The 23,331-nt window shown below is 47.6% G+C and carries 22 protein-coding genes; 17 read left to right on the top strand and 5 right to left on the bottom strand.

Features of this window, described 5'->3' with window-relative positions:
• The first annotated feature begins 98 nt into the window (after window positions 1-98).
• Both coq7 and ACOQOZ_RS10635 read left to right on the top strand, forming a co-directional pair.
• Complete coding sequence (gene coq7 / locus ACOQOZ_RS10630; protein ID WP_420592251.1) at window positions 99-743, top strand: 2-polyprenyl-3-methyl-6-methoxy-1,4-benzoquinone monooxygenase; 645 nt, start codon at window positions 99-101, stop codon at window positions 741-743.
• A gap of 172 nt (window positions 744-915) precedes the next feature.
• Window positions 916-1,146 carry a hypothetical protein gene (locus tag ACOQOZ_RS10635; RefSeq protein WP_420592252.1) on the top strand — a complete coding sequence of 77 codons (231 nt, stop codon included), beginning with the start codon at window positions 916-918 and terminating at the stop codon, window positions 1,144-1,146.
• Window positions 1,147-1,297: 151 nt separating this feature from the next.
• Here ACOQOZ_RS10635 and ilvN read toward each other — a convergent pair whose 3' ends face one another.
• Entirely contained in the window at window positions 1,298-1,789 is a 492-nt protein-coding gene (ilvN, locus tag ACOQOZ_RS10640) for an acetolactate synthase small subunit (RefSeq protein WP_420592253.1), read from the bottom strand.
• Window position 1,790: 1 nt separating this feature from the next.
• Window positions 1,791-3,515 carry an acetolactate synthase 3 large subunit gene (locus ACOQOZ_RS10645; RefSeq protein WP_420592254.1) on the bottom strand — a complete coding sequence of 575 codons (1,725 nt, stop codon included), beginning with the start codon at window positions 3,513-3,515 and terminating at the stop codon, window positions 1,791-1,793.
• A 409-nt stretch (window positions 3,516-3,924) separates the two neighbouring features.
• On the opposite strand from ACOQOZ_RS10645, the gene ACOQOZ_RS10650 reads away from it, so the two are divergent.
• Entirely contained in the window at window positions 3,925-4,362 is a 438-nt protein-coding gene (locus ACOQOZ_RS10650; RefSeq protein ID WP_420592255.1) for a DUF4124 domain-containing protein, read from the top strand.
• Window positions 4,363-4,379: 17 nt separating this feature from the next.
• Here ACOQOZ_RS10650 and pgeF read toward each other — a convergent pair whose 3' ends face one another.
• Complete coding sequence (gene pgeF / locus ACOQOZ_RS10655; RefSeq protein ID WP_420592256.1) at window positions 4,380-5,087, bottom strand: peptidoglycan editing factor PgeF; 708 nt, start codon at window positions 5,085-5,087, stop codon at window positions 4,380-4,382.
• Window positions 5,084-6,052: a 23S rRNA pseudouridine(1911/1915/1917) synthase RluD gene (gene rluD / locus ACOQOZ_RS10660; protein WP_420592257.1), complete on the bottom strand. Its 969-nt coding sequence runs from the start codon at window positions 6,050-6,052 to the stop codon at window positions 5,084-5,086. Before rluD ends, pgeF begins: the two co-directional genes overlap by 4 nt.
• Before the next feature lie 132 nt (window positions 6,053-6,184).
• Between rluD and ACOQOZ_RS10665 the strand changes: the two genes are divergently transcribed.
• Together ACOQOZ_RS10665 and ACOQOZ_RS10670 are read left to right on the top strand one after the other, a co-directional pair.
• Complete coding sequence (locus ACOQOZ_RS10665) at window positions 6,185-7,042, top strand: outer membrane protein assembly factor BamD (protein ID WP_420592258.1); 858 nt, start codon at window positions 6,185-6,187, stop codon at window positions 7,040-7,042.
• A 95-nt stretch (window positions 7,043-7,137) separates the two neighbouring features.
• Complete coding sequence (locus ACOQOZ_RS10670; protein WP_420592259.1) at window positions 7,138-7,362, top strand: DUF2798 domain-containing protein; 225 nt, start codon at window positions 7,138-7,140, stop codon at window positions 7,360-7,362.
• Between the two features lie 156 nt (window positions 7,363-7,518).
• Here ACOQOZ_RS10670 and ACOQOZ_RS10675 read toward each other — a convergent pair whose 3' ends face one another.
• Entirely contained in the window at window positions 7,519-9,135 is a 1,617-nt protein-coding gene (locus tag ACOQOZ_RS10675; protein WP_420592260.1) for an NAD+ synthase, read from the bottom strand.
• Window positions 9,136-9,294: 159 nt separating this feature from the next.
• Between ACOQOZ_RS10675 and ACOQOZ_RS10680 the strand changes: the two genes are divergently transcribed.
• The 12 genes from ACOQOZ_RS10680 to ACOQOZ_RS10735 all read left to right on the top strand — a co-directional run bounded on the left by ACOQOZ_RS10680 (window position 9,295) and on the right by ACOQOZ_RS10735 (window position 23,312).
• Window positions 9,295-10,845 carry a sensor histidine kinase gene (locus ACOQOZ_RS10680; RefSeq protein ID WP_420592261.1) on the top strand — a complete coding sequence of 517 codons (1,551 nt, stop codon included), beginning with the start codon at window positions 9,295-9,297 and terminating at the stop codon, window positions 10,843-10,845.
• Entirely contained in the window at window positions 10,842-12,185 is a 1,344-nt protein-coding gene (locus tag ACOQOZ_RS10685) for a sigma-54-dependent transcriptional regulator (protein WP_420592262.1), read from the top strand. Before ACOQOZ_RS10680 ends, ACOQOZ_RS10685 begins: the two co-directional genes overlap by 4 nt.
• Before the next feature lie 84 nt (window positions 12,186-12,269).
• Entirely contained in the window at window positions 12,270-12,839 is a 570-nt protein-coding gene (locus ACOQOZ_RS10690; protein WP_420592263.1) for a GspH/FimT family pseudopilin, read from the top strand.
• Window positions 12,840-12,922: 83 nt separating this feature from the next.
• The gene (locus tag ACOQOZ_RS10695) at window positions 12,923-13,447 is read left to right on the top strand and encodes a pilus assembly PilX family protein (protein ID WP_420592264.1); all 525 of its coding nucleotides are present in this window, start codon (window positions 12,923-12,925) and stop codon (window positions 13,445-13,447) included.
• A gap of 15 nt (window positions 13,448-13,462) precedes the next feature.
• Window positions 13,463-13,843: a hypothetical protein gene (locus ACOQOZ_RS10700; protein ID WP_420592265.1), complete on the top strand. Its 381-nt coding sequence runs from the start codon at window positions 13,463-13,465 to the stop codon at window positions 13,841-13,843.
• The gene (locus ACOQOZ_RS10705) at window positions 13,840-16,881 is read left to right on the top strand and encodes a PilC/PilY family type IV pilus protein (RefSeq protein WP_420592266.1); all 3,042 of its coding nucleotides are present in this window, start codon (window positions 13,840-13,842) and stop codon (window positions 16,879-16,881) included. Before ACOQOZ_RS10700 ends, ACOQOZ_RS10705 begins: the two co-directional genes overlap by 4 nt.
• Before the next feature lie 12 nt (window positions 16,882-16,893).
• On the top strand, window positions 16,894-17,376 hold the full coding sequence (locus ACOQOZ_RS10710) for a GspH/FimT family pseudopilin (protein WP_420592267.1): 483 nt from the start codon (window positions 16,894-16,896) through the stop codon (window positions 17,374-17,376).
• Between the two features lie 34 nt (window positions 17,377-17,410).
• A complete protein-coding gene (gene pilV, locus ACOQOZ_RS10715) occupies window positions 17,411-18,001 on the top strand; it encodes a type IV pilus modification protein PilV (protein WP_420592268.1) in 591 nt (196 codons plus the stop codon).
• Complete coding sequence (locus ACOQOZ_RS10720) at window positions 17,998-18,813, top strand: PilW family protein (protein WP_420592269.1); 816 nt, start codon at window positions 17,998-18,000, stop codon at window positions 18,811-18,813. The genes pilV and ACOQOZ_RS10720 overlap by 4 nt, the downstream gene beginning before the upstream one ends.
• Before the next feature lie 63 nt (window positions 18,814-18,876).
• Window positions 18,877-19,404, top strand: coding sequence for a hypothetical protein (locus tag ACOQOZ_RS10725; RefSeq protein WP_420592270.1), 528 nt, complete (start codon window positions 18,877-18,879; stop codon window positions 19,402-19,404).
• Between the two features lie 4 nt (window positions 19,405-19,408).
• Window positions 19,409-22,867 carry a pilus assembly protein gene (locus ACOQOZ_RS10730; protein ID WP_420592271.1) on the top strand — a complete coding sequence of 1,153 codons (3,459 nt, stop codon included), beginning with the start codon at window positions 19,409-19,411 and terminating at the stop codon, window positions 22,865-22,867.
• Window positions 22,842-23,312 carry a type IV pilin protein gene (locus ACOQOZ_RS10735; RefSeq protein ID WP_420592272.1) on the top strand — a complete coding sequence of 157 codons (471 nt, stop codon included), beginning with the start codon at window positions 22,842-22,844 and terminating at the stop codon, window positions 23,310-23,312. Before ACOQOZ_RS10730 ends, ACOQOZ_RS10735 begins: the two co-directional genes overlap by 26 nt.
• Window positions 23,313-23,331: the final 19 nt, after the last annotated feature.

Below are 23,331 nucleotides of genomic sequence, written 5' to 3' on the forward strand. Positions count from 1 at the left end.
ACTACATCCACCTCCCTTCATGGGCAGGCGAATTAGCCAATGCATTAAAAAAAGTAATTTCGTAAAATAACCGAAATTATTCTTCTGAAGTTATCACTATGAGCACTCGTCACTACTCTCTGTTCGATAAGCTGATTCACAACGCCGACCAGGCATTGCGCACTCTGGTGCCAGGAGCAGCTCAGGAGGAACGCACTTCGCCAGCACAAACGCGCGACTTCGCTGAAATGACCGAAGAAGAGAAAAAACACGCCGCAGGTTTAATGCGTATTAACCATACCGGTGAGGTTTGTGCACAAGCGCTGTATCAGGGCCAGGCATTAACCGCAAAGCTGCCGGAAGTGCGCGAGTCGATGGAAGAAGCGGCACGTGAAGAAGTTGATCACCTCGTCTGGTGTGAGCAACGCATCAAAGACCTTGGCAGCCATACCAGCTATCTGAACCCATTATTCTATGGTTTGTCATTTGGCATTGGCGCTGCGGCTGGCAAAGTCAGCGATAAAGTCAGCTTAGGCTTTGTTGCTGCAACCGAAGAGCAGGTGTGTAAACACCTGACTGAACACATGACCAAGCTGCCGGTCCAGGACGAAAAGAGTAAAGCAGTTTTGCTGCAAATGCTGGAAGACGAAGCCAAACATGCAACCGCTGCTATTGATGCAGGCGGTCATAAATTTCCATTCCCGGTTAAACTGGCCATGAGTGGCTTGGCTAAGGTGATGACCAAGACCACGTACCGCGTATAGTGATGTGGTGGGCGTTGCCCACCCTACACTGCACCAAAGCAGTTCAGATCGCCCATCTATAAGCCAGAGGTTGAATAGACCAATTCAGCGTTTAGGCAGCAAACTGTTTTATTACTTCTTATGCTTATTCAGGCAGTTTTCTGCTTATGGATGAAACAACGGAGGTAATACCGTGATTAAACTGGATCTTATTAACCGTATTCGCCGCTTCTATAAATTGCCGGAGAACAATCCGGAGTTTATCTGGACACGTTCAACAACCTACCAAAGACGTCTTGAGCAGGTAAAAAGTGGCTGGATAGTGGCAGGACTTTTGATGCTGGCCAGTGGCAGCACCAGTGCTGTGATTGTGATTGGTGCTTTTAGTGGATTTTTATCACTGGCGTTTTTAGAGCGTAGCTGACTCCAAATTACATTCCGCAGTTTTGAAAACAAAAAGCCCGGTTACTTTTCATAGCAACAACAGGATGTTGTGTTAGCGTCGCGATCACAGGGACGTGGCTTCGACGCGGCGGCTGAAAAGTAACCGGGCTTTTGTGTTATCGTTTTCGAGCTTAGAGGCTTAACACCTTCTCACCGCGGGAAATACCGGATACACCGGTACGTACCGTTTCAAGTACTGAAGCCGATCCCATGGTTTCAATAAAGGCTTCCAGCTTATCGCTGGTACCTGTCAGCTGGATGGTATAAACGTTAGCTGTTACATCCACAATCTGACCACGGAAGATGTCCGCAGTACGTTTAATTTCCGCACGCTGAGCACCTACCGCTTTTACCTTAATCAACATCAGCTCACGCTCGATATGAGCACCTTCCGACAGATCAACCAGTTTCACCACTTCAATCAGCTTGTTCAGCTGCTTGGTGATTTGTTCGATCTTGCTGTCATCCCCTACTGTGGTCATGGTCAGACGAGACAGAGTTTCGTCTTCCGTTGGTGCCACGGTTAAGGTTTCGATGTTGTAACCACGCTGAGCAAACAAACCAACCACACGCGCCAAAGCACCTGGCTCATTTTCCAGCAAAATAGAAATAATGTGTCTCATATCAGGTACGCTCCGTCTTGCTCAGCCACATATCGCGCATGGAACCGGTCGGAACCTGCATTGGATACACGTGTTCAGTTTCGTCTACTGCAACGTCAAGGAACACAAGACGGTTTTTGTATTTGCCAAAGGTATCTTCCAGCGCCTGAGGTAACTCATCACGCTCTTTTACCTGAATACCTACGTGACCGTACGCTTCTACCAGCTTCACGAAGTCAGGCAGCGACTCCATGTAAGAGTGAGAGTGACGACCTTCGTAGTTCATATCCTGCCACTGGCGAACCATGCCCAGAGAGCCATTGTTCAGACACAGGATTTTCACCGGAATGCCGTACTGCAAACAGGTCGACAGTTCCTGAATGTTCATCTGGATCGAACCTTCACCGGTAACACAAACCACGGTTTCTTTCGGGAAGTTCAGTTTAATGCCCATCGCCGCCGGGAAACCAAAGCCCATGGTGCCCAGACCACCAGAGTTGATCCAGCGATTCGGCTTATCAAACTTGTAGTACTGAGCAGCAAACATCTGGTGCTGACCTACGTCGGAAGTAACGTATGCATCACCCTTAGTGGCTTCCCACATGGCTTCAACAACTTCCTGAGGCTTCATCAGACCGCTTTCGTTTTTCTCATAACGCATCGCGTGACGTGGACGCCAGTCGTTAATCTGTTTCCACCAGGACTCAATCGCCGCTTCATCAGGCGCTTCACTGCTTTCATCAAGAAGTGCAGTCATTTCATCCAGAACCGTACCTACCGGACCAACAATCGGCACATCAGCATTGATGGTTTTTGAAATCGAAGATGGATCGATATCAATATGGATGATCTTCGCATCCGGGCAGAACTTATTGGTTGCGTTCGTTACACGGTCGTCGAAGCGTGCGCCAATCGCCAGAATCACATCTGCGTGGTGCATTGCCATATTGGCTTCGTAAGTACCGTGCATGCCCAACATACCCAGGAAACGCTCACCAGTACCCGGATAAGCACCCAGGCCCATCAGCGTATTGGTACAAGGGAAGTTCAGACGATCAACCAGAGCGCGTAATTTGTCGGAGCTGCCATCGATGATCACACCACCGCCGGAGTAAACAACCGGACGTTTGGCTTTAACCAGCAGCTCAACCGCTTTTTTGATCTGACCCGCATGACCACGCTGTGGTGGCGTGTAAGAACGCAGCTTCACTTTCTTCGGATAAACGTATTCATAACGCTCATTCGGCATGGTCATGTCTTTCGGGATGTCGATCAGAACCGGACCAGGACGACCTGTGCTGGCAATATGGAATGCCTTAGCCACCATATCCGGAATATCTTCCGGACGACGCACGGCGAAGCTGTGCTTAACAACCGGGCGGGAAATACCCAACATGTCAGTTTCCTGGAAGGCATCGTCGCCGACCAGATGGCTCATTACCTGACCAGAGATAACAACCATAGGGATCGAGTCGGTAAATGCTGTCGCAATACCGGTAATTGTGTTGGTAGCCCCGGGACCAGAGGTCACCATCACCACACCTGGTTTGCCAGTCGCACGGGCATAACCATCAGCCATATGAGCAGCGGCTTGCTCGTGACGGACCAGTACATGTTTGACGGCGCTTTGCTTATAGACTGCATCGTACACGTGTAGCAGCGAGCCACCCGGGTAACCATAAATATATTCAACGCCTGACTCGTGCAATGCACGAACCAACATATCTCCGCCGGAAAGTAATTCCACCGTACTTATCCTCATTCACAAGCTCTTTAACAGAGCATGGGTAAAAAAATTATTTATGCGATATTGAGCCTTTAACAACTGAGGCTCGCTCAGGCTGGATAAACAACTTTTAACTGTTTATCAGTGTCTCGCTGCCTGGTCGAGGACGTCGAGGCTGAACTGGGTCGGAGGATAACCGCACCAGAGGCTGTCATTGCCCGTCACGTTCTCCGGGGTGTTGGTAAACGTGGCTCTGGCAAAAGCGCGGTAATTCTAGCATTACCGCCAGTTTTGTCCACCGTAAAAACCGCAAAAAACCTTGACAAATCATACGGTTTTAATAACGTTGCGTGAATACTCAGCGTTGATACCAAGGTATACATCTGAGCCATAAAAACGATAATTCTGAGCAGATTCCACCGAGGCCAACATGCGACTGATGCTGATCCCACTGATCTTTTCCTTACTGGGCGTTTCCGCATGGGTACAGGCCGAAAAAGTCTATCGCTGGACCGATGAAAACGGCCAGGTACATTTCAGTTCACAGCCACCGCGCGGCCTGAATGAAGATGTGTATAAATTTCGTGTCGACAAAGCGGCAGATGCGCCTCCGCCTAAACCCGTTGATGTCAGCGCTGAAACCAACAAAACAGCAATAAAGGCCAAAGCAGCAGAACAACAGCCGGAAATCGACCCGAAGGAAGCGAAGAAATACTGCCAGCAGGCTCGTGATGCCAAGGTTAAGCTGTCAGAAAACTTTAATCGTCGCTATAAGCAAAAAGATGGCTCAGTACGCCCTCTGACGGACAAAGAGCGTGCCGATATGATGAAACAAGCAAACGAATCCATCGCCGCTTACTGCAAGTAGCTACTCAGGACAATTAGCTACTTATCGATCCAGATCAGACTGGCCATGCGGCCAGTCACAGGCTGACGACGGTAAGAATAAAACCGATCTGAATCTGCGACGGTACAGAACCCTCCACCAGCAATGTCTGTCACTCCCAACGCTATCAGCTGCTCACGAGCCAACTGATAGATATTCGCCATCAACCGATCGCCATTGCCTGCCCGAAAACATTGGTCGGATGCCCAGGAGAAAGCCTGGCGTACTTCTGGTCCAACTTCGAAATGCTCAGGACCAATCGCAGGCCCCAGAAAAACAGAAACGTCAGAATCAAAATGACGTATTGCATTGGCGATAATCCCCGCAGCCAGGCCACGCCAACCGGCATGAACCGCAGCGACTTGCGAACCATCTTTAGCCGCAATCAACACCGGCAGACAGTCCGCGGTTAATACTGCACACGCTAACCCAGGCTCTGAGGAAAAGCAGCCATCCGCGTCAGGCACAACAGATCCGGAATAAGCAGGGACAACCCGATCAGAATGGGTCTGGTTTAACCATTGAATGGCCCGGATTCCGGACTGACGTCGTAACAACTGTGCCCGGTTCTGAAGAACAGCCGAGCGCTGATCGCCAACATGAAGTGCCAGGTTATTGAACTGATAAGGCGCTTCTGAAATGCCACCGTCACAAGTAGTGATCAGCGCCCTTACACCTTGCGGCAAATCCCAGCGGGGCGTGATCATTCGAACGACTCACGCTCGTCTTCATCAAATGCCAGCACCTCCAACAACTGCTCAAAATCATCTGGTAGCTCAACCTGCCACTCGCAGTACTCGTCGGTAGCCGGATGAATCAACCCCAGCTGGCGGGCATGTAATGCCTGACGGGGGAAGTTCTGCAGTGCTTCGCGCAGCTCTGGTGTCACGCCTTTAGTCAGACGGGTACGACCCGCGTAAGTCGCATCACCGACCAGAGGGTGAGCAATGTGTGACATATGCACACGAATCTGGTGAGTCCGACCGGTTTCTAACTTACAACGGATGTAGGTATGAGTCGGGAATTTGTGCAGCACGCGATAATGAGTCACCGCGTCTTTACCTAGCGGGTTCACTGCCATCTTAGTGCGCTGAGTGCCGTGACGACTGATCGGCTCTTCAACTGTGCCACCACCGGTCATCACTCCCTGAACTACAGCTTCGTACTCGCGCCCCATGCTGCGATCCTGCAGTTGAGCAACCAGGTGGCCCTGAGCCTGCAGAGTTTTAGCAACAACCATCAGCCCGGTAGTGTCTTTATCCAGACGATGCACAATGCCGGCGCGGGGAATGTTTTTCAGCTCCGGAGCATGATGCAACAAACCATTTAACAGCGTTCCGGTGTGGTTACCAGCGGCGGGATGCACCACCAAACCAGCTTGCTTGTTCAGAACAATGATGTGCTCATCTTCATAGAGAATATCCAGCGGGATATCTTCTGCCTGCCAGTCACCTTCAGCCTGCAGCGTCGTCACCAGCGCTAACGTTTCGCCACCCACCAGCTTGTCACGACCGCGCCAGGTATCGCCATCAACCGTCAGCTGCCCCTCTTTAATCCACTGCTGTAACCGCGAACGGGAAAAATCCGGAAACAGCTGAGCTGCCACCTGATCGAGACGTTTATTACCCAGTTCGTGGGGGACTTCGACAACTTGATTGATCTGATCGGACATAACACTTATTTCGTTGCAGCCGCACTTCTTTACGCTCAGGAAGCGGAAGCACTTATTGGGGCTGTGTAGTGACTGTGGTTTAATACGGGGCTAATTTTGCCGTCAGTATATCGATATTTAGGAACACTCTCCATGAAGTCTCTTTTCAGCAACCGGTTTCGCGGCTGTCTCCTGCCCACATTATTTGCTGCACTGTTGTTGGCCGGTTGTTCCGATAACCCAACCAAACCTCAGGAACTGACCGAGAAAGAGTACTACGAGCAAGCCAGCGAAGCGCTGGAAAATAATAACTACCTGGTAGCAGTTGAGCGCTTGCGAGAGCTGGAATCCCGCTACCCATTTGGTCAGTATGCCGAGCAAGCACAACTTGAGCTGATTTATGCTCAGTATCAGACCGGCGATATGGACGCGGTACTGGCTTCCAGTGAGCGTTTTATCCGCTTACATCCGTTACACGCACAGGTTGATTACGCTTACTATATGCGTGGCCTGGCGACCTACGATCTGGGCTTTTCATTTGTAGAGCGTTACCTGCCGCACGAATTGTCACGTCGTGACCAGCGCCCGCTGCAGGATGCCTTCAACTACTTTTCTGAATTGCTGACCCGCTTCCCGGACAGCCCGTATAACGCCGATGCTCGTGCTCGTATGGTGTATCTGAATGATCGAATGGCGTCTTATGAACTTGGCGTTGCTCAGTACTACATGAAGCGTCACGCCTATGTTGCTGCCGCCAATCGCGCTCAGAAAATTGTGCTGAATTACCAGAAAACTTCATCGGTTGCTGATGCTCTGGCGCTGCAGGTTGAGGCATACCAATTGTTAGAACTGGAAACCGAATCACAACAGGCATTGGCGTTATTAGAACTGAACTTTCCAGAGCACAAACAACTCGAAAGCGGTGAATTTAAACGCAGTGGCCTGATTTGGGTTGATCGACGCTCCCTGTTAAACGTGATCTCCTTCGGCTTGCTGGATAACAAAGAATAACGCCCGCAAAAAATTCCTTCACGGCTAAACTTGTGTGGCCGAGCGCTGAATATAACTCACAGGTATCTACCTGGGAGGGCTATATTGGAGAATGTATGCTGAAGCCACACCACACACCTGTTCTGTTTGCTTTTCTGATGTCTGGCACCATGGCGGCAATTGTCTCGGCCGTTGTTGTTGTGATTAATACCGGAATCGATGCTGCCGTTATCAGCCGCTGGCTCTCCAGCTATGTAATTGCCTGGCCGGTGGCTTTTGTGTCCCTGTTTTCTCTGAAAGATAAGGTAATGAAGCTGGCTACCTGGCTGACTGGTAAGTAGTAATCAAACCATCAGATATCAGGTAAAGTCTTTCACGATAGTGTTTTCACAAGCAGCAACAGGATGTTGCGGACTCATCGCCGGAGCACCTCTTATTAACCACGGAGCGATTGCAATGAGAGTGGCTGAAAATACTACCGTGAATGACGACTCAAATCAGATTCCCGCTTTCCAGCCGTTAGTCACTGGATAACGACGATCACGACCAAAACCACGTTGAGTAATACGTACACCAATTGGTGCCTGACGGCGCTTATATTCATTCACATCCACCAGCCTTAGTACCCGCATTACATCTTCGCGAGCAAAGCCATCAGCAATGATTGCGTCGGCACTCATATCCTGCTCAATGTAACGTTCAAGAATCGCATCCAGAACATCGTAAGGCGGCAAGCTGTCTTCGTCTTTCTGATCCGGTGCCAGCTCAGCCGACGGTGGTCGATCAACCACCCGCTGCGGGATCACATACCCCAGAGCATTACGATACTCTGCTAACTGAAATACCTTGGTTTTATACACGTCTTTCAAGGCGCTGTAGCCACCAACCATATCGCCATATAACGTTGCATAACCCACCGCCATTTCGCTCTTGTTGCCGGTGGTAAGAACCATATAGCCGGTTTTATTAGAGACAGCCATCAGCAGCACACCACGACAGCGCGCCTGTAAATTTTCTTCCGTGGTATCACGTGCCAGGCCTTCAAACTGGGGCGCTAACGCCGTCATAAAAGCGTTGTACATAGGCTCGATAGAAACCGACTCGTAAGGCACACCCATGCGTTCAGCCTGTTCAGCAGCATCTTCTTTACTCATACCTGAGGTATAGGTAAATGGCATCATGATCGCTTTCACACGATCAGCACCAATAGCGTCTGCGGCAATCGCCAGAGTCAGAGCAGAATCAATACCACCAGATAACCCCAGCACAATGCCTTTAAAACCGTTTTTATCAACGTAGTCCCGAACCCCTTGAACCAGGGCTTTGTACAAGGAAGCCAAACCAGTTTCTGTGGATTGCAGTGCGACTTCAGTCGTTAACTCTTGCTGCCAGTAAAGCTGCTGAGATTGTTCCTGGTAAGCAGACAATTGCGCCACCAATTGACCATCCGCAGCAACCGCAAACGAACGACCGTCGAACACCAGTTCGTCCTGACCACCGACCTGATTGACGTACAACAAAGGAACCTTCAGCGCCTTCACATGTTGCTGGATTAACTCTACGCGCTGCTGCTGTTTCCCCATGTGATACGGCGAAGCATTCAGGTTGAGTATCATTTCTGCCCCAGCGGCAACGGCCTGTTCTGCTGGCCCCTTGTGCCAGATATCTTCACAAACGGTTAAACCCAGCTTGCGGCCGTTTAACTCGACAATGCAAGCTGCTTCGCCAGCGGAGAAGTAGCGTTTCTCGTCGAATACCTGATAGTTCGGTAAACACTGCTTGGCATAGCGCCCGAGGCTTTTACCGCCAGCATATACCGCAGCGCAGTTGAATAATTCGCCTTGTTCACGCCAAGGAAAACCCAGCGCTATAGCGATCTGATGAGAGGCTTCAGCAATTTTTTCCAGTTCCGCCTCCACCCGCAATTGCAAACTCGGGCGCAGCAACAGATCTTCCGGTGGATAGCCCGTCAGTGACAGTTCGCTGAACACAATTAATTCGCTGCCCTGCCCGGCAGCCTCTTTTGCAGCAGCGATCATTTTGGCAGCATTACCAGCGATATCGCCGACGACATAATTCAGCTGGCTCAGAGTAATACGAAGGGAATCGGACATAGGTACCTTCAACAAATTCAGCAAACACATTCAGCTAACAAATTCCGGCTGCTTTATCGCAGATATCAAATCGATAAGGCAGTGTAGCCGGTAGCCAAAAACAAACAGGCCGCGTATTGTCTGGAAATTACGCCAGCGACGCAAACAGAAGAAGAATTTATGCGCATAGTTTCCAGCGAATTTCTGGTTAAAGGCCAGCGACTGCTGCGGTTTTACAGTTATTACTCATTATTCCTTGCCCTGTTTCTGACCATTGTCGATAGCCTCGACAGCAGCAACATCATTATTGGTGGCACCGCTCCCAATATATTTCTGGTATGTGTTTCCCTATACGTGATTGTGGCAGCCGGCTTTGTGACATTTGCCAGCAGAAATCCGAATCCACAAACCGCCATCAGCTATGTCTTTATCGAAATAGCCATTCTCGCCACCCTGATGTACGCCAGCGGCGGCACAGATTCGGGATTCTCCAGCCTGATTCTGATTCCTGTGGTGATCTCTAACTTACTGGCACCCGGCGTGCTGGGGCTGGGCGTTGCGGCATGGACCAGCATCGCGGTGTTTTATATTCAGCTGTTTTGGCTTGGAAAGTTCACCACACCGGAAATCGTCAATGCAGGACTGAAAGGTTTGTTGTTTTTCACCCTGGCAACCATTACCCAGGGGCTATCGAAACGCCTGCAAAGCACCCTGTCACTCGCGGATCAGCAAGCAACACGAATCCGGCGCCTGCAGCATTTCAGCAAAAAGACCTTACAAGGTTTGCCCAGCGGCGTGATTGCCTGCGATAAGAACCATCAGGTACTGTTGTATAACCATCAGGCAGCGAAGTGGTTTACGCTATTCGAGTTGGCCCCCCTGCCCGGTTTGCTCCAGCAAGCCAAAACCGGCTCAAAGCTGACCATTGGCCAGACACGTCTGATTCTTAACCGGGTTCCAATTGAGCAATCCGAACCCGGCGACTACTTACTCTACCTGGAAGACAGTGCTCGTATTGACGCCGAAGCACAGCAGCTGAAGCTGGCTTCCCTTGGACGCCTGACGGCCAGCATTGCACACGAAATCCGCAATCCACTCAGCGCCTTACGCCAGGCCTCGCAATTGCTGGCAGAAACGGATTACCTGAAAGCGCCAGAGCAAAAACTGACCCATATTATTGAACAGCACTGTATGCGGATTAATCGCACGATTGAGGACATTCTGCAGCTGTCACGCCGCACCCAGGCTTGTCGTGAAACACTGAAGCTCAAGCCTTGGTTACAGCATTTCAAAGAACACTTCACCAGCCTGCATCAGGATAAAAGCTTTCGCTTAGAACTGGCATGTGACGAAGAGCTGCTGATTCATTTTGACCCGGATCACCTGCAACAGATTCTTCACAATCTGTGTTCAAACGGCTTACGTCATGCGTGGCAACAACAAGGGCCGGATACCGCTTTACAGCTCCAGGCAATCCATACAAACAACCGCTTGCAACTGCGCATCATGGATAATGGCCCTGGGGTTAGCGATGATCAGCAAGAGCATTTATTTGAGCCGTTTTACACCACAGAACATGATGGCACTGGCCTCGGACTCTATCTTTCCCGTGAGCTGTGTGAAGCCAACCAGGCGACAATCCAGTATATTCGCATGCAACGGCAAACCTGTTTCATCATTGAAAGTGATCCGATCCAACCAAAAAACCAGCAGAAGGTGCATAACGCATGAGCCAGTTAGCGGCCCTGATTATTGACGACGAACCGGATATCCGTGAGTTAATCGCTCTGACCCTGGAGCGCATGGACCTGCACTGTGATCAGGCGGGCAGTGTCAGCGAAGCACTCAGCTTATTGAAACAACGCCCTTACCATTTCTGCATCACCGACATGAAGCTGCCGGACGGCAATGGCCTGGAAATCATTGAGCTGTGTAATGCTCAATACAAAGACATGCCAATCGCGATGATTACCGCCTTCGGCAGTATGGAATTAGCGGTCAATGCTCTGAAAGCCGGTGCTTTTGATCTGGTACCGAAACCGATCGATATCGAGCGTCTGCGCGAGCTGGCCCGGGCGGCACTAAAGCTCACAAAGGTACCAACCAATATCGACGCCATTCCATCAAGTGAAGGCTTGCTGGGTAATTCTGCGGCGATGCAGGATCTGAAAGAGAAGATCCGCAAAGTTGCACGCACCCAGGCGCCAGTATTTATTCACGGTGAATCCGGCACCGGTAAAGAGCTGGTCGCCAAATTAATCCATCACCAAAGTGTGCGCGCAGAACAACCCTTTATTGCCGTTAACTGCGGTGCGATTCCTAAAGACCTGATGGAAAGCGAGTTCTTCGGCCATCTGAAAGGCTCGTTTACGGGTGCCAGCAGTGATAAACCCGGATTCTTTAAAGCCGCACATGGCGGTACCCTGTTTCTCGATGAAGTCGCTGAGCTGCCGCTGGATATGCAGGCCAAGCTGCTCAGGGTAATTCAGGAAAAGGCTGTTCGGGCCGTCGGCTCAGAACATGAAGAGAACATCGACGTTCGTATCGTCTCAGCCAGCCACAAAAACCTGCAGCAACTGGTTGATCAGGAACTTTTCCGCCAGGATTTGTATTTCCGCCTCAATGTTATTCAGGTATCCGTTCCTCGACTGGCCGAGCGCCCGGAAGATATACCGCTATTGTCGGGTCACTTTATCCGGAAATACGCGCAGGAATGGGGCATGCCGGAAGTCCGCCTTGACTCGAAAGCAGCTAACGCTCTGGAGCAATACGCCTTCCCCGGCAATGTGCGGGAACTGGAAAATATTCTGCAACGTGCCTTCACCATGGCAGAAGGAGACAACATCAGCCTGGAAGACCTGAGCTTACCAGCTGCTGAAGTTATCAACAGCCAGAACCAGGAAGACATTATTGAAACCAACAATCTTGAGGCCTATCTGGAAAACATCGAGCGCACCGCGATAACCCAGGCACTGGAAGCCACGCGCTGGAATAAAACAGCTGCCGCGGAAAAGTTAGGCATCAGTTTTCGGGCATTACGCTATCGGTGTAAGAAGCTTGCCATAGATTAACACACGGAAAATTCACACCTACATCCGAGTGACAGCCAGTTTGGCTGGGATAAAGTAGCCAGACACAACCAAGGATGGTTCGTTATGACACTACAACTCCGCTCTCAGTCTGGCTTCAACCTGATCGAATTGATGATTACCGTCGTCATTTTTGCATTGATTACGGCCGTTGGAGTTCCGGCTTTCAGAAACTTCAATGCCAAAATCGAAGCCAGAGCTGATATCAGTAAAATCTACCTGACCTTACAGGTGGCGCGCTCTCACGCCATCAACAAGAGCAAATTCACGACATTGTGTGGCGTTGAAGCTGGCCGCTGCTCTAAGAACTGGGGCAAAAACCTGACGCTGTTCGAGGACAGCAATCAGAATCGTATTATCGACCCCAACGATATTGTGATTCAGCGCTTACCAGACATGGGTAATGATTTTAAAGAACTCAGGTTCAACCGCACACATTTGACCTACCGCCCCAGCGGCCGCTCGCCATCTTCTGCTGGATCTCTGACCTACTGTTTCAAAAGCGCCGTTCCCCACAGCAAAGCCTGGGTTATAGCCGCTTCTGGCCGGATAAGACCTGGCACAGACAAAAACAAAAATGGCATAGAAGAGACGGGAAATGGCCGGGATATTCAGTGTGAACCGCTAAGAAGCTGAAACAGCCCTTTAATCCGTCGTCACTACAGAGCTGGATTCAGCTGCTATACCATGAGTACAGGTATAAAATAGGTCTAGTGACGATGAAAAGTAATCGCGGTTCTACATTAGCCATCAGTCTGGTGATTCTTACATCCGTAACCCTAGCGGCGGTCTACGCTATGCAGCAATCAGCGACCCAGCTGAAGATGGTGGCCAACATGGAACACAGACACACCATGATTGGCTACGCGCAAAGCTGTAATGAAGGTGGTTTAAAGTTTCTTCGTAACAGTATTGAACGCTTGGGCGAGGCGACCAGAACGAATCAACTGAATAGTAGCGGGGATCCGATACTCGATAGCGACGGCCAACCAATCAAACAAGCCATCCCTGTTTATCCAAGTGAATCTGAAGCAATATCAACCCCTAGCTACCTCAATATGACATGCGCCTTCACCTCGAAAGGGCACAAAAACGGAGAAGGGATAGCACTAGCAAATGGTAGCTCTGGCGGCTTGGTAAAAGAGTTTTTTTTTGAAATTGACGCAACAGTTACGCAGCGTAATAGCAACATGACCGACCAACGTGTACTTGGTTTCTTTTATCGAGCTTTTACTGGCAGCTAATTAAGGATCATCAATATGACTTATATGAAAACCATTTTGGCCTTCTCATTGATTTTTCCTTTCTGTGCTTCGGCGGAGAACGAACCAAATGAGTTCGGTTATTACATCAAAAAATCGGACATCCGATCTGTTAGCCGCCAGACAACAGAGTTGCGCCATTGCTCACAACCAGGCTGCAAATGGGTAACACTGAAAAACAGGCACAATATTTGGGCCGTTCAAGGTAATGAAGTTCCTTTTGCAACGTATTTCGAACAGTACTTGAAGTCACCAGCCGACTCAGAGCATTTCTTTTTTATCAATAAAAATACAAAAGAATTGATCTACACCACTCTTTATGGACACCCAAGCGAAGTGCCTGTTTCTGATTCCGAAGCAATTGAAGGAGCTTTATGATGCGAATTTTAAAACTACTTTTCCTATTGATTCCTTCTCTTGTCTGGGCAGATGATATCGAGATTTATCGTGGCACCGCCGATCGAATCAACCCGAATGTCATATTTATTATGGATACATCAGGGAGTATGGGATGGAATGCAGCTGGAAACAGAAGCCTTGGTGGCAATCATCCTGATAGCCGTATGGCTCAGGTCCGCAAGGTTGCAAAAGAAGTGGTAGCAGATTCAAATGGTATAAATATCGGTTTGATGCGCTTTGCCGGTAGTGACAGGAATAACGAGGGCGGATATGTCACGTTACCGCTTCAAAACATTGACACGGCCCGCGATGAATTCAACTCTCAAATCGACGCTTACCCAACCAGTGGTGGTACTCCGATTACCGAGACGCTGGATGAGGCAATCCGTTATCTTAAGGGTGAACCGGTAGATTATGCCAACGGGTGTGAAAGAGTTCAGAGGTATAACAGTAGATATGGATATTGGCAGACTGTTTGGGAATGCGGCAATGTTGAGTTGGGTGATCGTAGTATTGTTGACGGAAGTGGCAACTATATTTCACCAATTGTTGATGAGTGCCAAAAAAATCATATTGTTCTATTTACTGATGGTGAAGCGTCTGTAGACACTTCAAGTAACAACTATATTCAGAATTTAATCTCAAGCTACACAGATCCGGATAAACCGGCCATCATGCAAAATAATTGTACTGGCAATGGTGGCTGTGCAGAAGAGCTGGCATTTTATACCCACAACAAGGATGCCAATAGAAACCTTCCTGGAGATCAACGCATTTATGTACACACGATTGGAGGCTTCGATAGCAGAACTCGAGATAAGCTAAATAGTATCGCGACTCACGGCGGTGGTATTGCCTCTTATGGTGAAAATTCAGACACACTGAAAGTCGAACTCACAAAGATCTTTGATGAAATCAGTAAATCAGCAGCATCCTTTACCGCTCCGGCAGTATCGGTAAACGCATATAACAACTTAGAAAATCTTGACCAGCTTTATTACTCTGTATTCAAGCCAAGTGATCGTGCAACATGGTACGGCAATATCAAGCGCTATCGCATTGCTGACAACCAAGTCATAGACGCAAAAGATGATCCTGCAGTCGATCCAAGCACAGGTTTTTTTGCAAATAATGCGCGAAGTTTCTGGACTCTGGATGATGAAGCTCCTGATGGTGACAATATCATCAAAGGAGGAGCTGCAAGCCGCCTGACTTTGGATAGAAAAATAGTCAGCTACCTTGGTAGCAAAAGCCTAATGGCTAGCGAAAACAGCATTACCGAATCCAACTCATCCCTTGATCGTACTCTTTTACAATTGCCTTACGGCGTTGATGCCAGCGAATATACTTCAGTATTAAAATGGGCAAGAGGCGTTGATGTAAAAGATGAAGATGGTGACGGCAGTACAACAGATGCTCGCCACTATATGGAAGACCCTCTTCATAGCCGCCCTGCTCTTGTAACTTATGACTTTGACTCAAATGGTGGTAATCAGCAAAGCACCATCTTTGTTGCAACTAACTCTGGCTTATTACATGCGTTTAGCACAGATGAAGCAAACCCGGTCGAACATTTTGCCTTTATCCCCAAAGAGCTTCTAGGCAACCTGTACCAGTACTATAAAGGCGCCTCACCATTATCGAAGGTATACGGCTTGGATGGCAGCATCACCGCATGGCATAACGATCTAAACCATGATGGAAGAGTCAATGGCAGTGATACAGTATACCTCTATGTCGGAATGCGTCGTGGCGGCAAAAATTACTATGCACTGGATGTAACCAACCTGCAGAGCCCTAAGTTCTTGTGGCAGATTAACGGCGGTAGTGGCGATTTTGCTAAATTGGGTCAATCATGGTCACGACCAATCAAAAGCAAAGTTAGGTTCGGTGGGGAAGTAAAAGATGTCATTTTCTTTGCAGGAGGCTATGACCCGGCTGAAGACAATAACGTAACAAGGACGAATCACTCTCAGGGCAATGCCATATTTATGGTGGATGCTAAGAGTGGCAAGCTGCTTTGGTCAGCTGGCCGCTCTGGCGAAGACCTATCTTTGTCAGATATGCGCAGCAGTATTCCCGGTGACTTAACGCTACTGGACTGGGACGGAGATCAACTGGCAGATATTTTATATGTCGCAGATACTGGTGGCCGCATATGGCGCGTCGATTTTAACAATGAAGCTACAAGCACGAGTTCGTTTGCGCAGGGCGGTATGATTGCCGATTTGAATGGCGGTCACGAAACGGACAATATCCGTTTTTACAATCAGATTGATGCAACCTACACCACAAGCAGTGCCATCAAGGTAGACGATCCTTCTAATCCTGGAGAAACCATTACGGTTGGAGGCTCTCGACTTCAACTATCCGTTGGGTCTGGCTTCCGGGCCCACCCATTAAACACCAGGGTAGCAGACACATTTTACATCATTAATGACTATGACATTAAGGCCCCACCGACTGACTACATTGCAGTTACTGAATCTGAATTAGCCGATTATTCCAAATTTAGAAGCGAACCGGTCAATAAAATCAAAAGGGGTTTGTATTATCGTTTGCCAGGAAATGGCGAAAAAGTGATGGCTCGTGCGGTGACGTTGAATAATTCAACCTTATTCACAACATTCCGCCCGACCGATGGCACCGCAAGGTCGGGCTGCGAAGCCGATATTGGCAGCTCTCGATTGTATACCATTACACCAGATCGCCAGCTTCAACAAAAAGATCTGGCGCTACCGGGAATCCCACCAGAGCCAATTATTTTGGTAAGTAAGCCGCTGAAAAATACCAGTGGTGCTAACCCTGATGGGTCCAGCGGTGATGGTGATGGCGGTAATGGCGGTAATGGCGGTGATGACCCTCCTCCCAGCAACGAAGCATGCAAGGATTACAAGGTCAATATTTTTGTTGCTCATGAATCGGGCGCTGTATTGAATGATATCTGTGCTTCAGTGAGAAGGACACATTCAAAGCCCATTGTTAAAGTTCCTCAGAAACAAGCAGCATCGAATTAGGATATAAAGCTGATGATACAAGTTAGCAACCTGAAGGCCTTTACATTGGTTGAGTTAATGATTGTCATAGCAATTATTGGCATCATGATGGCAGTAGCTACACCAAACCTTCGAACTTATAACGTTAATACAATGGCAGACAGCGCTCACAAGGCCTTGTTACAAGATATTCGATATGGGCGTAATACGGCCAGGGACATAGGCACGAACGTTGAGATATTTCCACAAAGCGGTGACTGGAGTCAGGGCTGGATCGTAAATGAAGTCGGGGGAGCGCCACTGCGCATTCACGGCCCAGTGGAGCAGGCTGTAATTACATCCAATAGTTACAATAATCAGGATGGCTCAAGATTAACTTTCGACGAGAGAGGTAGAGCAAGCGCTGTTGGCAGCTTCCAAATAAGGACTGCTGGCTGTACAGGAGATCGTAACCGTGATATTGCAATAAATGTAATGGGACAAACCCGAACAACTACCTCAGCCTGTACAAATTGAGGTTCAGTTTGGGAGTTTCTATTAGGATAGACTTATGAAAAGAATAAAATACTCAAAGGGATTCAGTCTGATAGAAGTTGCTATCACAATAGCAATTTCTGCCATTGGCTTATTAGGACTAAGCTCATTACAGTTGCAATCGATGCGCGCAACTCAGGACACAGGCAGTCGCTCTCAGGCAATTTGGATGGCAAATGAACTAGTCAATCGCATGAGAGCGAATGAAGATGGGCTGGCTTCCTACGTTACAAATGGTGCTGAAAACTGCTCGCAACTCAGGGCCGGCGTAAAAAGGTGCAGCGCATACCATGATGGCAATGCAAGAGTTGCAGCCGATACAAATTGCTCCGCTCAGGATATGGCAAACTTTGATATGTTTGAAGTCATGTGTGGCGCTATTGTCGATGGAAATGGGGTTGTGCAATTCAGAACTGGCTCCTCGTTCTCTCTGTCCGAGCCAAGGTTGCAAATTTCTAATGTAAACGCCTTTGATAAATCCCTAACAATAAGCTGGAACGTTCAGACCTACGGAGAAGATAACTCTGGACAAACACGCTATTCAACAGAGGATACTTCGGTCTCATCGACTCGTGGTAGCTATGTAATTGAGAGGCTTCGTCCATGAGGGTAAATAAGCAACAAGGTATGTCGCTGATTGAATTAATGATCGCCTCTTTTTTAGGCGTTCTGCTTACCATGGCGATCATCAACATATTCACCGTTACCAACCGCACTGCATCCCAATCTGATGGCTTATCTCAAGCGCAAGAGACAGGGCGATTTGTCGCAAGCTTTTTGTCAGATGCGATTTCAGTGGCTGGATACTCCGGCGATAATATAATGGACCGTATCCCACCACATTCAACAGTTTGCGCAGACCCAAATACACCGGATGCATGCACAATTAACCGTGACGATGGTGTTGGTGATCGCATAACTGTCATGCGTAAAATATCCGAAGATAATGACCGCGATTGCGCAGGAAGTAGTTTTAATCTTGGTGCTGGTGTAGAAGCTACAGTTGTTGACGCTTTTTGGGTTGAAGAGGATGGCAATAATTCCGGAGATTTATATTGCCTGACCTATGACTTCGATACCAAAAGACCATACGACAATAGGACAAAGCAACCAATAGCATCAGGGGTTCTTGCTATTCATGCACTATATGGTTTAAGCACAGCATATTCAGGGACAGGCAATCGCAATGTGACTCGATACGTCGCGGCACAAGAAGTCCCCACGGCAGATTGGGACAGAGTTTTTGCCGTAAAAATAGCAGCGCTTGTGCAGTCGTTTGAAGATAGTGCAATTTCAGAAAGAGAGCGTAAATTTATTTTACTCGATGCCGATCCATATATATTAAAAGATAAATTTTCCAGAGAAGTATTTACGACAACAGTAACGAGGGCGAACTTCTCGAACCTAGAGCCAAATTAATAAAAAATAACGTTAAATAATAAATATAAATTGCTCACCACATAACCAATAACAGGGGCAAACATGAATCTCACCAACTCCAGAGGTGCAGCCTTGGCATTTAGCCTTGTGCTGCTTACGTCGCTGACTTTGCTTGCTTTAGTCGGCTTACAGCGCTCAACCATGCAAATAAGAATGGTTAGCAATCTGCAGCTTGAGCAAACGATAAAGGATATTTCGTATAGTGAAGTCGAAGCGAACTTTCAGGGAATAGCAAATAAAGACTCTGATAATCAACTTATTTTAGACGCAATTAACAGCGTTCTCCTTAAGGATGGCGTCGTTGTCCGTAACGATGATGGACAACCTCAACCACTACCTGTTCTGATTGGCCCTCAAAGCGACTATGGCAAACCTGACTTGGATGTTAGCACGAGCATCAAACTTGTTAGCGTCCCAGGAACAACAAACCATTCTCTTGCAGGAGATAATAGTAAAGGAAAAACCCTGAAATATCGCTTCCAGTTGAATTCGGAAGTTGAACACCCTGCATCAGGAATAAAATCAGCGCAAGAATTAGGCATTACTTACAACGTTCGGATAGGAGGCTGAAACGATGAGATTCCTATTTTTACTGGTTTTATTTTTAACGTCATCGTCTTTTGCTGACGATATAGAAATCTATCAGGGAGCCCAAGCATCGACACGACCAAACGTCGTGATGGTAATGGATACCTCTCGTAGCATGTCGCGATATGAAGAAGACAACCTTGGTGCCTACAACCCTGCAATTACGTATGAAAAACCAATCAATGGGTATGATCCGGGGAGCTATTATGTGTCTCGAATTTCCCGGGGTTTAGGCCTGTCAGATACGGAAATTGCATTAATTCGTAGCCAGCGCATTCATCCTGACTCACTAATTTGTCCAGAAGCTTGGAATGCTCTTAATACCGCCGGTGTATACTCTGGTGGACTTTATTATTGGAAGCCAGGCTTTCCGCACGGCTGGGTCCCTCTGCTACTAACACCAGGCTACAACTCAGACCATGTTATTGTATGTAGGAATCAGGATCGCTACCTTTATAAAGGAACAACTTATAATAACTACCGCTTAGGCTACTCAGAGCCATTCACGAACAGCAACAGTATATTTCGACGTTTTTATGGAATTCCAACAAATGCTTACTCACGAGTTTTCAAAGGTAACTATTTAAACTACCAACTAGCTAAAAACAGCCTGACTGACAAATTCTACTATTCTCGAATGGTTATTGCTCGCCGTGCAGCAAAGGATGCATTAAAAGAAGCGCCAGGAGTGAATGTTGCTTTGATGCGCTTTGATTCAACCGGAAACGGTGGCTTTGTTGATATGGATATGACTCCTGTAGAAAATGCACATTCCATATTCGAAAATAAGGTTAATAATTATTTTCCCTGGGGAGGTACGCCACTCGAAGAAACTTATCATGAAGCTTATCTTTATTTAACCGGCAATACATCCAAATACGGTAAATCGACACGTTCACGCAGAAGCGGCGGCCTTCCTGACCGATCAAAAATCATTGACCCTGGCTACATTCTCTCTGATTTAGGTGGGGATAACATATCAACACCATCGGTATCAGAATCCTATGTTGGCAACAGTAACAACTACGAACGCCCTCAAGTTTCAGAATGTACTAAATCGAGTATCATTTTATTTACCGACGGATATCCTTCTGGAGATACAGGGAGTAATAGAGATATCCGCGACATCATTGCAGACAAAAATCTGCCATCAGGAATGAACAAGAATTGCAGTGGCAGTGGTCAATGTATCGACGAACTAGCCTACTACCTTGCGAATAACGATCAGTTTAACGATATTGATGGTAAGCAAACAATTACTACACATGTAATTGGTGGTTACCTTGATACTTCGGTACAAGGTGAAAACCTAAGTGATGCCGATCGGTTTATGACTAAAATTGCAGAGGCTGGTTCAGGAACCTACACAAAGGCAGACGACTACGAAACAATCAAAGACGCGATCGTAAATGCACTAACGACGGTCTCAGAGACTTCAACGTCATTCAATGCACCGAGCATTGCGGTTAACTCATTCAATCGCCTGGAAAAAAGTGATCAGGTATACCTCTCGTTATTTCAGCCTTCTGCTGAATCCAATTGGTTAGGTAACCTTAAGAGATATTCCTTGTCATCGAAGGGTATTGAGGATGCTGATGGTAATCCTGCAGTTGATCAGGCTACTGGCCGCTTTAAATACTCTGCAAGAAGTATCTGGTCTTCCGAGGCAGACGGTGATGATATTAAGCTCGGAGGCATGGCAAATAGACTGGAGCTGGAACGCTTCGTTTATACAAACCTTTCTGGCAATTCGCTTACTCGCGTGGACCAGAGCCTGAATCAGGCATTACTACACCCATCCAGTACGCAGAGCTCTTATGTTGAAAAGTTGAAAAACTGGATAGCTGGCAAAAATCCAGATGGTACAGTTCGACGTGAATTAGAAGATCCACTTCATAGCCAACCAACCATTATCAACTATTCAGGTGGTGAATCTGTCGCTTTTATTGGTACAAATAGCGGTTATCTGCATGCCTTTGATATCGATAAAACTGAGCCTAAAGAATTATTCGCATTTATACCAAAAGAGTTATTGCATAACCCTGATCACTACCTGTCACCAAGACCAGCAGGCTCACCAAAAGTTTACGGTTTGGATGGCCCTATTTCATACTGGCATGACGATCATAACTTAAATGGCAAAGTAGATGGATCAGATAAAGTTATCTTGTATGTTGGCATGAGACGAGGTGGCAATAGCTATTATGCACTGGATGTGACTAAAACCAACTCCCCAAAACTGCTGTGGAAAATTCATGGCAAATATTCAGATTCTGCGAAGAATAAACCGTCAATAACAAGCGGTTTTAATAAACTCGGCCAATCATGGTCAAAACTGATTCCTGCCGAAATCAAATGGCAAGGAAAACGCAAAGTCGTGCTATTCGCAGGTGCTGGCTATGACACGGATGAAGATGGGTCAACACTTGCAGGACCAAACAACAGGTTAAACCACTCTGTTGGCACGACTATATACATGATTGATGCAGAAACGGGTGATCTGTTATGGGATGCAGAGAAGCACGCAACGCTGGAAAGCGGGCATAATATGCGTAGTGCATTTACTGCAGATCTCTCTTTAATCGACAGGGACGCAGATGGCTTTGTAGATATGTTCTATGCAGCAGATATTGGTGGTCGCCTATGGAGATTTGATATCAACCCTAGCAATTCCGGTACTACTGCCTATGAATTCGCAAAAGGAGGCATAATCGCCGACATAAATAATGGCAGCGGTGCTGGAAACAGACGCTTCTATAACCAACCAGATATTTCATACTTTCAGAATAAGGGAGATGATTTTATCTTGATCAGTATCGGCTCCGGGTATCGTGCACATCCTCTTAGCAGAACGAATGAAGACTATTTCTTCTTGATTAAAGACCATTCCGCGCTGGCAACACCAGCTGAATATCAGACAACAGAGTTTGATCAGCTAAAAGATTGGGGGTCTCGATCGAACTCAGGCTGGAGATATAAACTACCGCGAACAGCTGAAAAAGTTCTGACCAACTCTGTTACAGTTAATGGTAAAGTCATATTTACTGCCTACAAACCTACAAACGCTATAGGCGTAGGAAACGCTGTTGGTTGCCAGCCAGATGTAGGTAGTTCAAAATTGTACTCTTTGGACGTGCACACTGATGGCTTGGGAGAAGCAAATATTGAAGACCCGGAGATTCCTGGTATTCCGCCACCATTCATTGGTGATCTGGATCAAATAGATCCGCCTAGTGGTAGCGACCCAGGAGACAATGGCCACGACCCTAAAGGTTTTTGTGCCAAGTCTGGGACTATGACATTGGTTGGCCTTGTCTCAATCGAAAGTGACAAAGCTCCTAAGTGTGATGTAGTTATCAAGCGATACTGGAGAGAAATGCCAAATGCACCTAAACAAACTGACGGCTCTGAAGATGACGATGATGATGAAAACTCAGAAAAGTAATAGCAAAGGTTTTACTCTTGTTGAGCTGATGATGGTTATCGCCATCATCGGTATCCTCGCTGTAATCGCGATTCCATCCTACCAGAACTACGTACAGCGTGGTTTCAGGGCGGACGCGATTGCAGATCTAGAAAAGGTGATGTCAGCCTCAACACAGTTTTATACTGAGAACCGCACCTACACAACAACGATAGGTAGTGGCGGCCTGGGCTTTCCTGGAGGAGCAAGCTTTAATACCAGAGAGGATCGCTATTCGATTACTTTAGGACTTTGTGACAATCCGGCAAATCCGGGGAATAACCTGACCATAGCTCAATGCGTTGAAGCGACTGCAATGCCAAGCAGTGTTCAGGCTTTTGATGGCATTCTCAGAGTGAATACGCTTGGTTTAAAAACCCGGACTCAAACCATTGACGGTAATACTGTTGTTCACGAGGGGTTCTGATATATGAAGTTAGTAGCCA

This window comes from Bacterioplanoides sp. (assembly GCF_965219715.1).
Taxonomy (GTDB): Bacteria; Pseudomonadota; Gammaproteobacteria; order Pseudomonadales; family Oceanobacteraceae; genus Bacterioplanoides.

Excerpts from the sequence above, each read along its gene's own strand:
- coq7 (WP_420592251.1), top strand. The coding sequence starts at position 99 with ATGAGCACTCGTCACTACTCTCTGTTCGATAAGCTGATTCACAACGCC.
- ilvN (WP_420592253.1), bottom strand. The coding sequence starts at position 1,789 with ATGAGACACATTATTTCTATTTTGCTGGAAAATGAGCCAGGTGCTTTG.
- ACOQOZ_RS10650 (WP_420592255.1), top strand. The coding sequence starts at position 3,925 with ATGCGACTGATGCTGATCCCACTGATCTTTTCCTTACTGGGCGTTTCC.
- pgeF (WP_420592256.1), bottom strand. The coding sequence starts at position 5,087 with ATGATCACGCCCCGCTGGGATTTGCCGCAAGGTGTAAGGGCGCTGATC.
- rluD (WP_420592257.1), bottom strand. The coding sequence starts at position 6,052 with ATGTCCGATCAGATCAATCAAGTTGTCGAAGTCCCCCACGAACTGGGT.
- ACOQOZ_RS10665 (WP_420592258.1), top strand. The coding sequence starts at position 6,185 with ATGAAGTCTCTTTTCAGCAACCGGTTTCGCGGCTGTCTCCTGCCCACA.
- ACOQOZ_RS10670 (WP_420592259.1), top strand. The coding sequence starts at position 7,138 with ATGCTGAAGCCACACCACACACCTGTTCTGTTTGCTTTTCTGATGTCT.
- ACOQOZ_RS10675 (WP_420592260.1), bottom strand. The coding sequence starts at position 9,135 with ATGTCCGATTCCCTTCGTATTACTCTGAGCCAGCTGAATTATGTCGTC.
- ACOQOZ_RS10680 (WP_420592261.1), top strand. The coding sequence starts at position 9,295 with ATGCGCATAGTTTCCAGCGAATTTCTGGTTAAAGGCCAGCGACTGCTG.
- ACOQOZ_RS10685 (WP_420592262.1), top strand. The coding sequence starts at position 10,842 with ATGAGCCAGTTAGCGGCCCTGATTATTGACGACGAACCGGATATCCGT.
- ACOQOZ_RS10690 (WP_420592263.1), top strand. The coding sequence starts at position 12,270 with ATGACACTACAACTCCGCTCTCAGTCTGGCTTCAACCTGATCGAATTG.
- ACOQOZ_RS10695 (WP_420592264.1), top strand. The coding sequence starts at position 12,923 with ATGAAAAGTAATCGCGGTTCTACATTAGCCATCAGTCTGGTGATTCTT.
- ACOQOZ_RS10700 (WP_420592265.1), top strand. The coding sequence starts at position 13,463 with ATGACTTATATGAAAACCATTTTGGCCTTCTCATTGATTTTTCCTTTC.
- ACOQOZ_RS10705 (WP_420592266.1), top strand. The coding sequence starts at position 13,840 with ATGATGCGAATTTTAAAACTACTTTTCCTATTGATTCCTTCTCTTGTC.
- ACOQOZ_RS10710 (WP_420592267.1), top strand. The coding sequence starts at position 16,894 with ATGATACAAGTTAGCAACCTGAAGGCCTTTACATTGGTTGAGTTAATG.
- pilV (WP_420592268.1), top strand. The coding sequence starts at position 17,411 with ATGAAAAGAATAAAATACTCAAAGGGATTCAGTCTGATAGAAGTTGCT.
- ACOQOZ_RS10720 (WP_420592269.1), top strand. The coding sequence starts at position 17,998 with ATGAGGGTAAATAAGCAACAAGGTATGTCGCTGATTGAATTAATGATC.
- ACOQOZ_RS10725 (WP_420592270.1), top strand. The coding sequence starts at position 18,877 with ATGAATCTCACCAACTCCAGAGGTGCAGCCTTGGCATTTAGCCTTGTG.
- ACOQOZ_RS10730 (WP_420592271.1), top strand. The coding sequence starts at position 19,409 with ATGAGATTCCTATTTTTACTGGTTTTATTTTTAACGTCATCGTCTTTT.
- ACOQOZ_RS10735 (WP_420592272.1), top strand. The coding sequence starts at position 22,842 with ATGATGATGAAAACTCAGAAAAGTAATAGCAAAGGTTTTACTCTTGTT.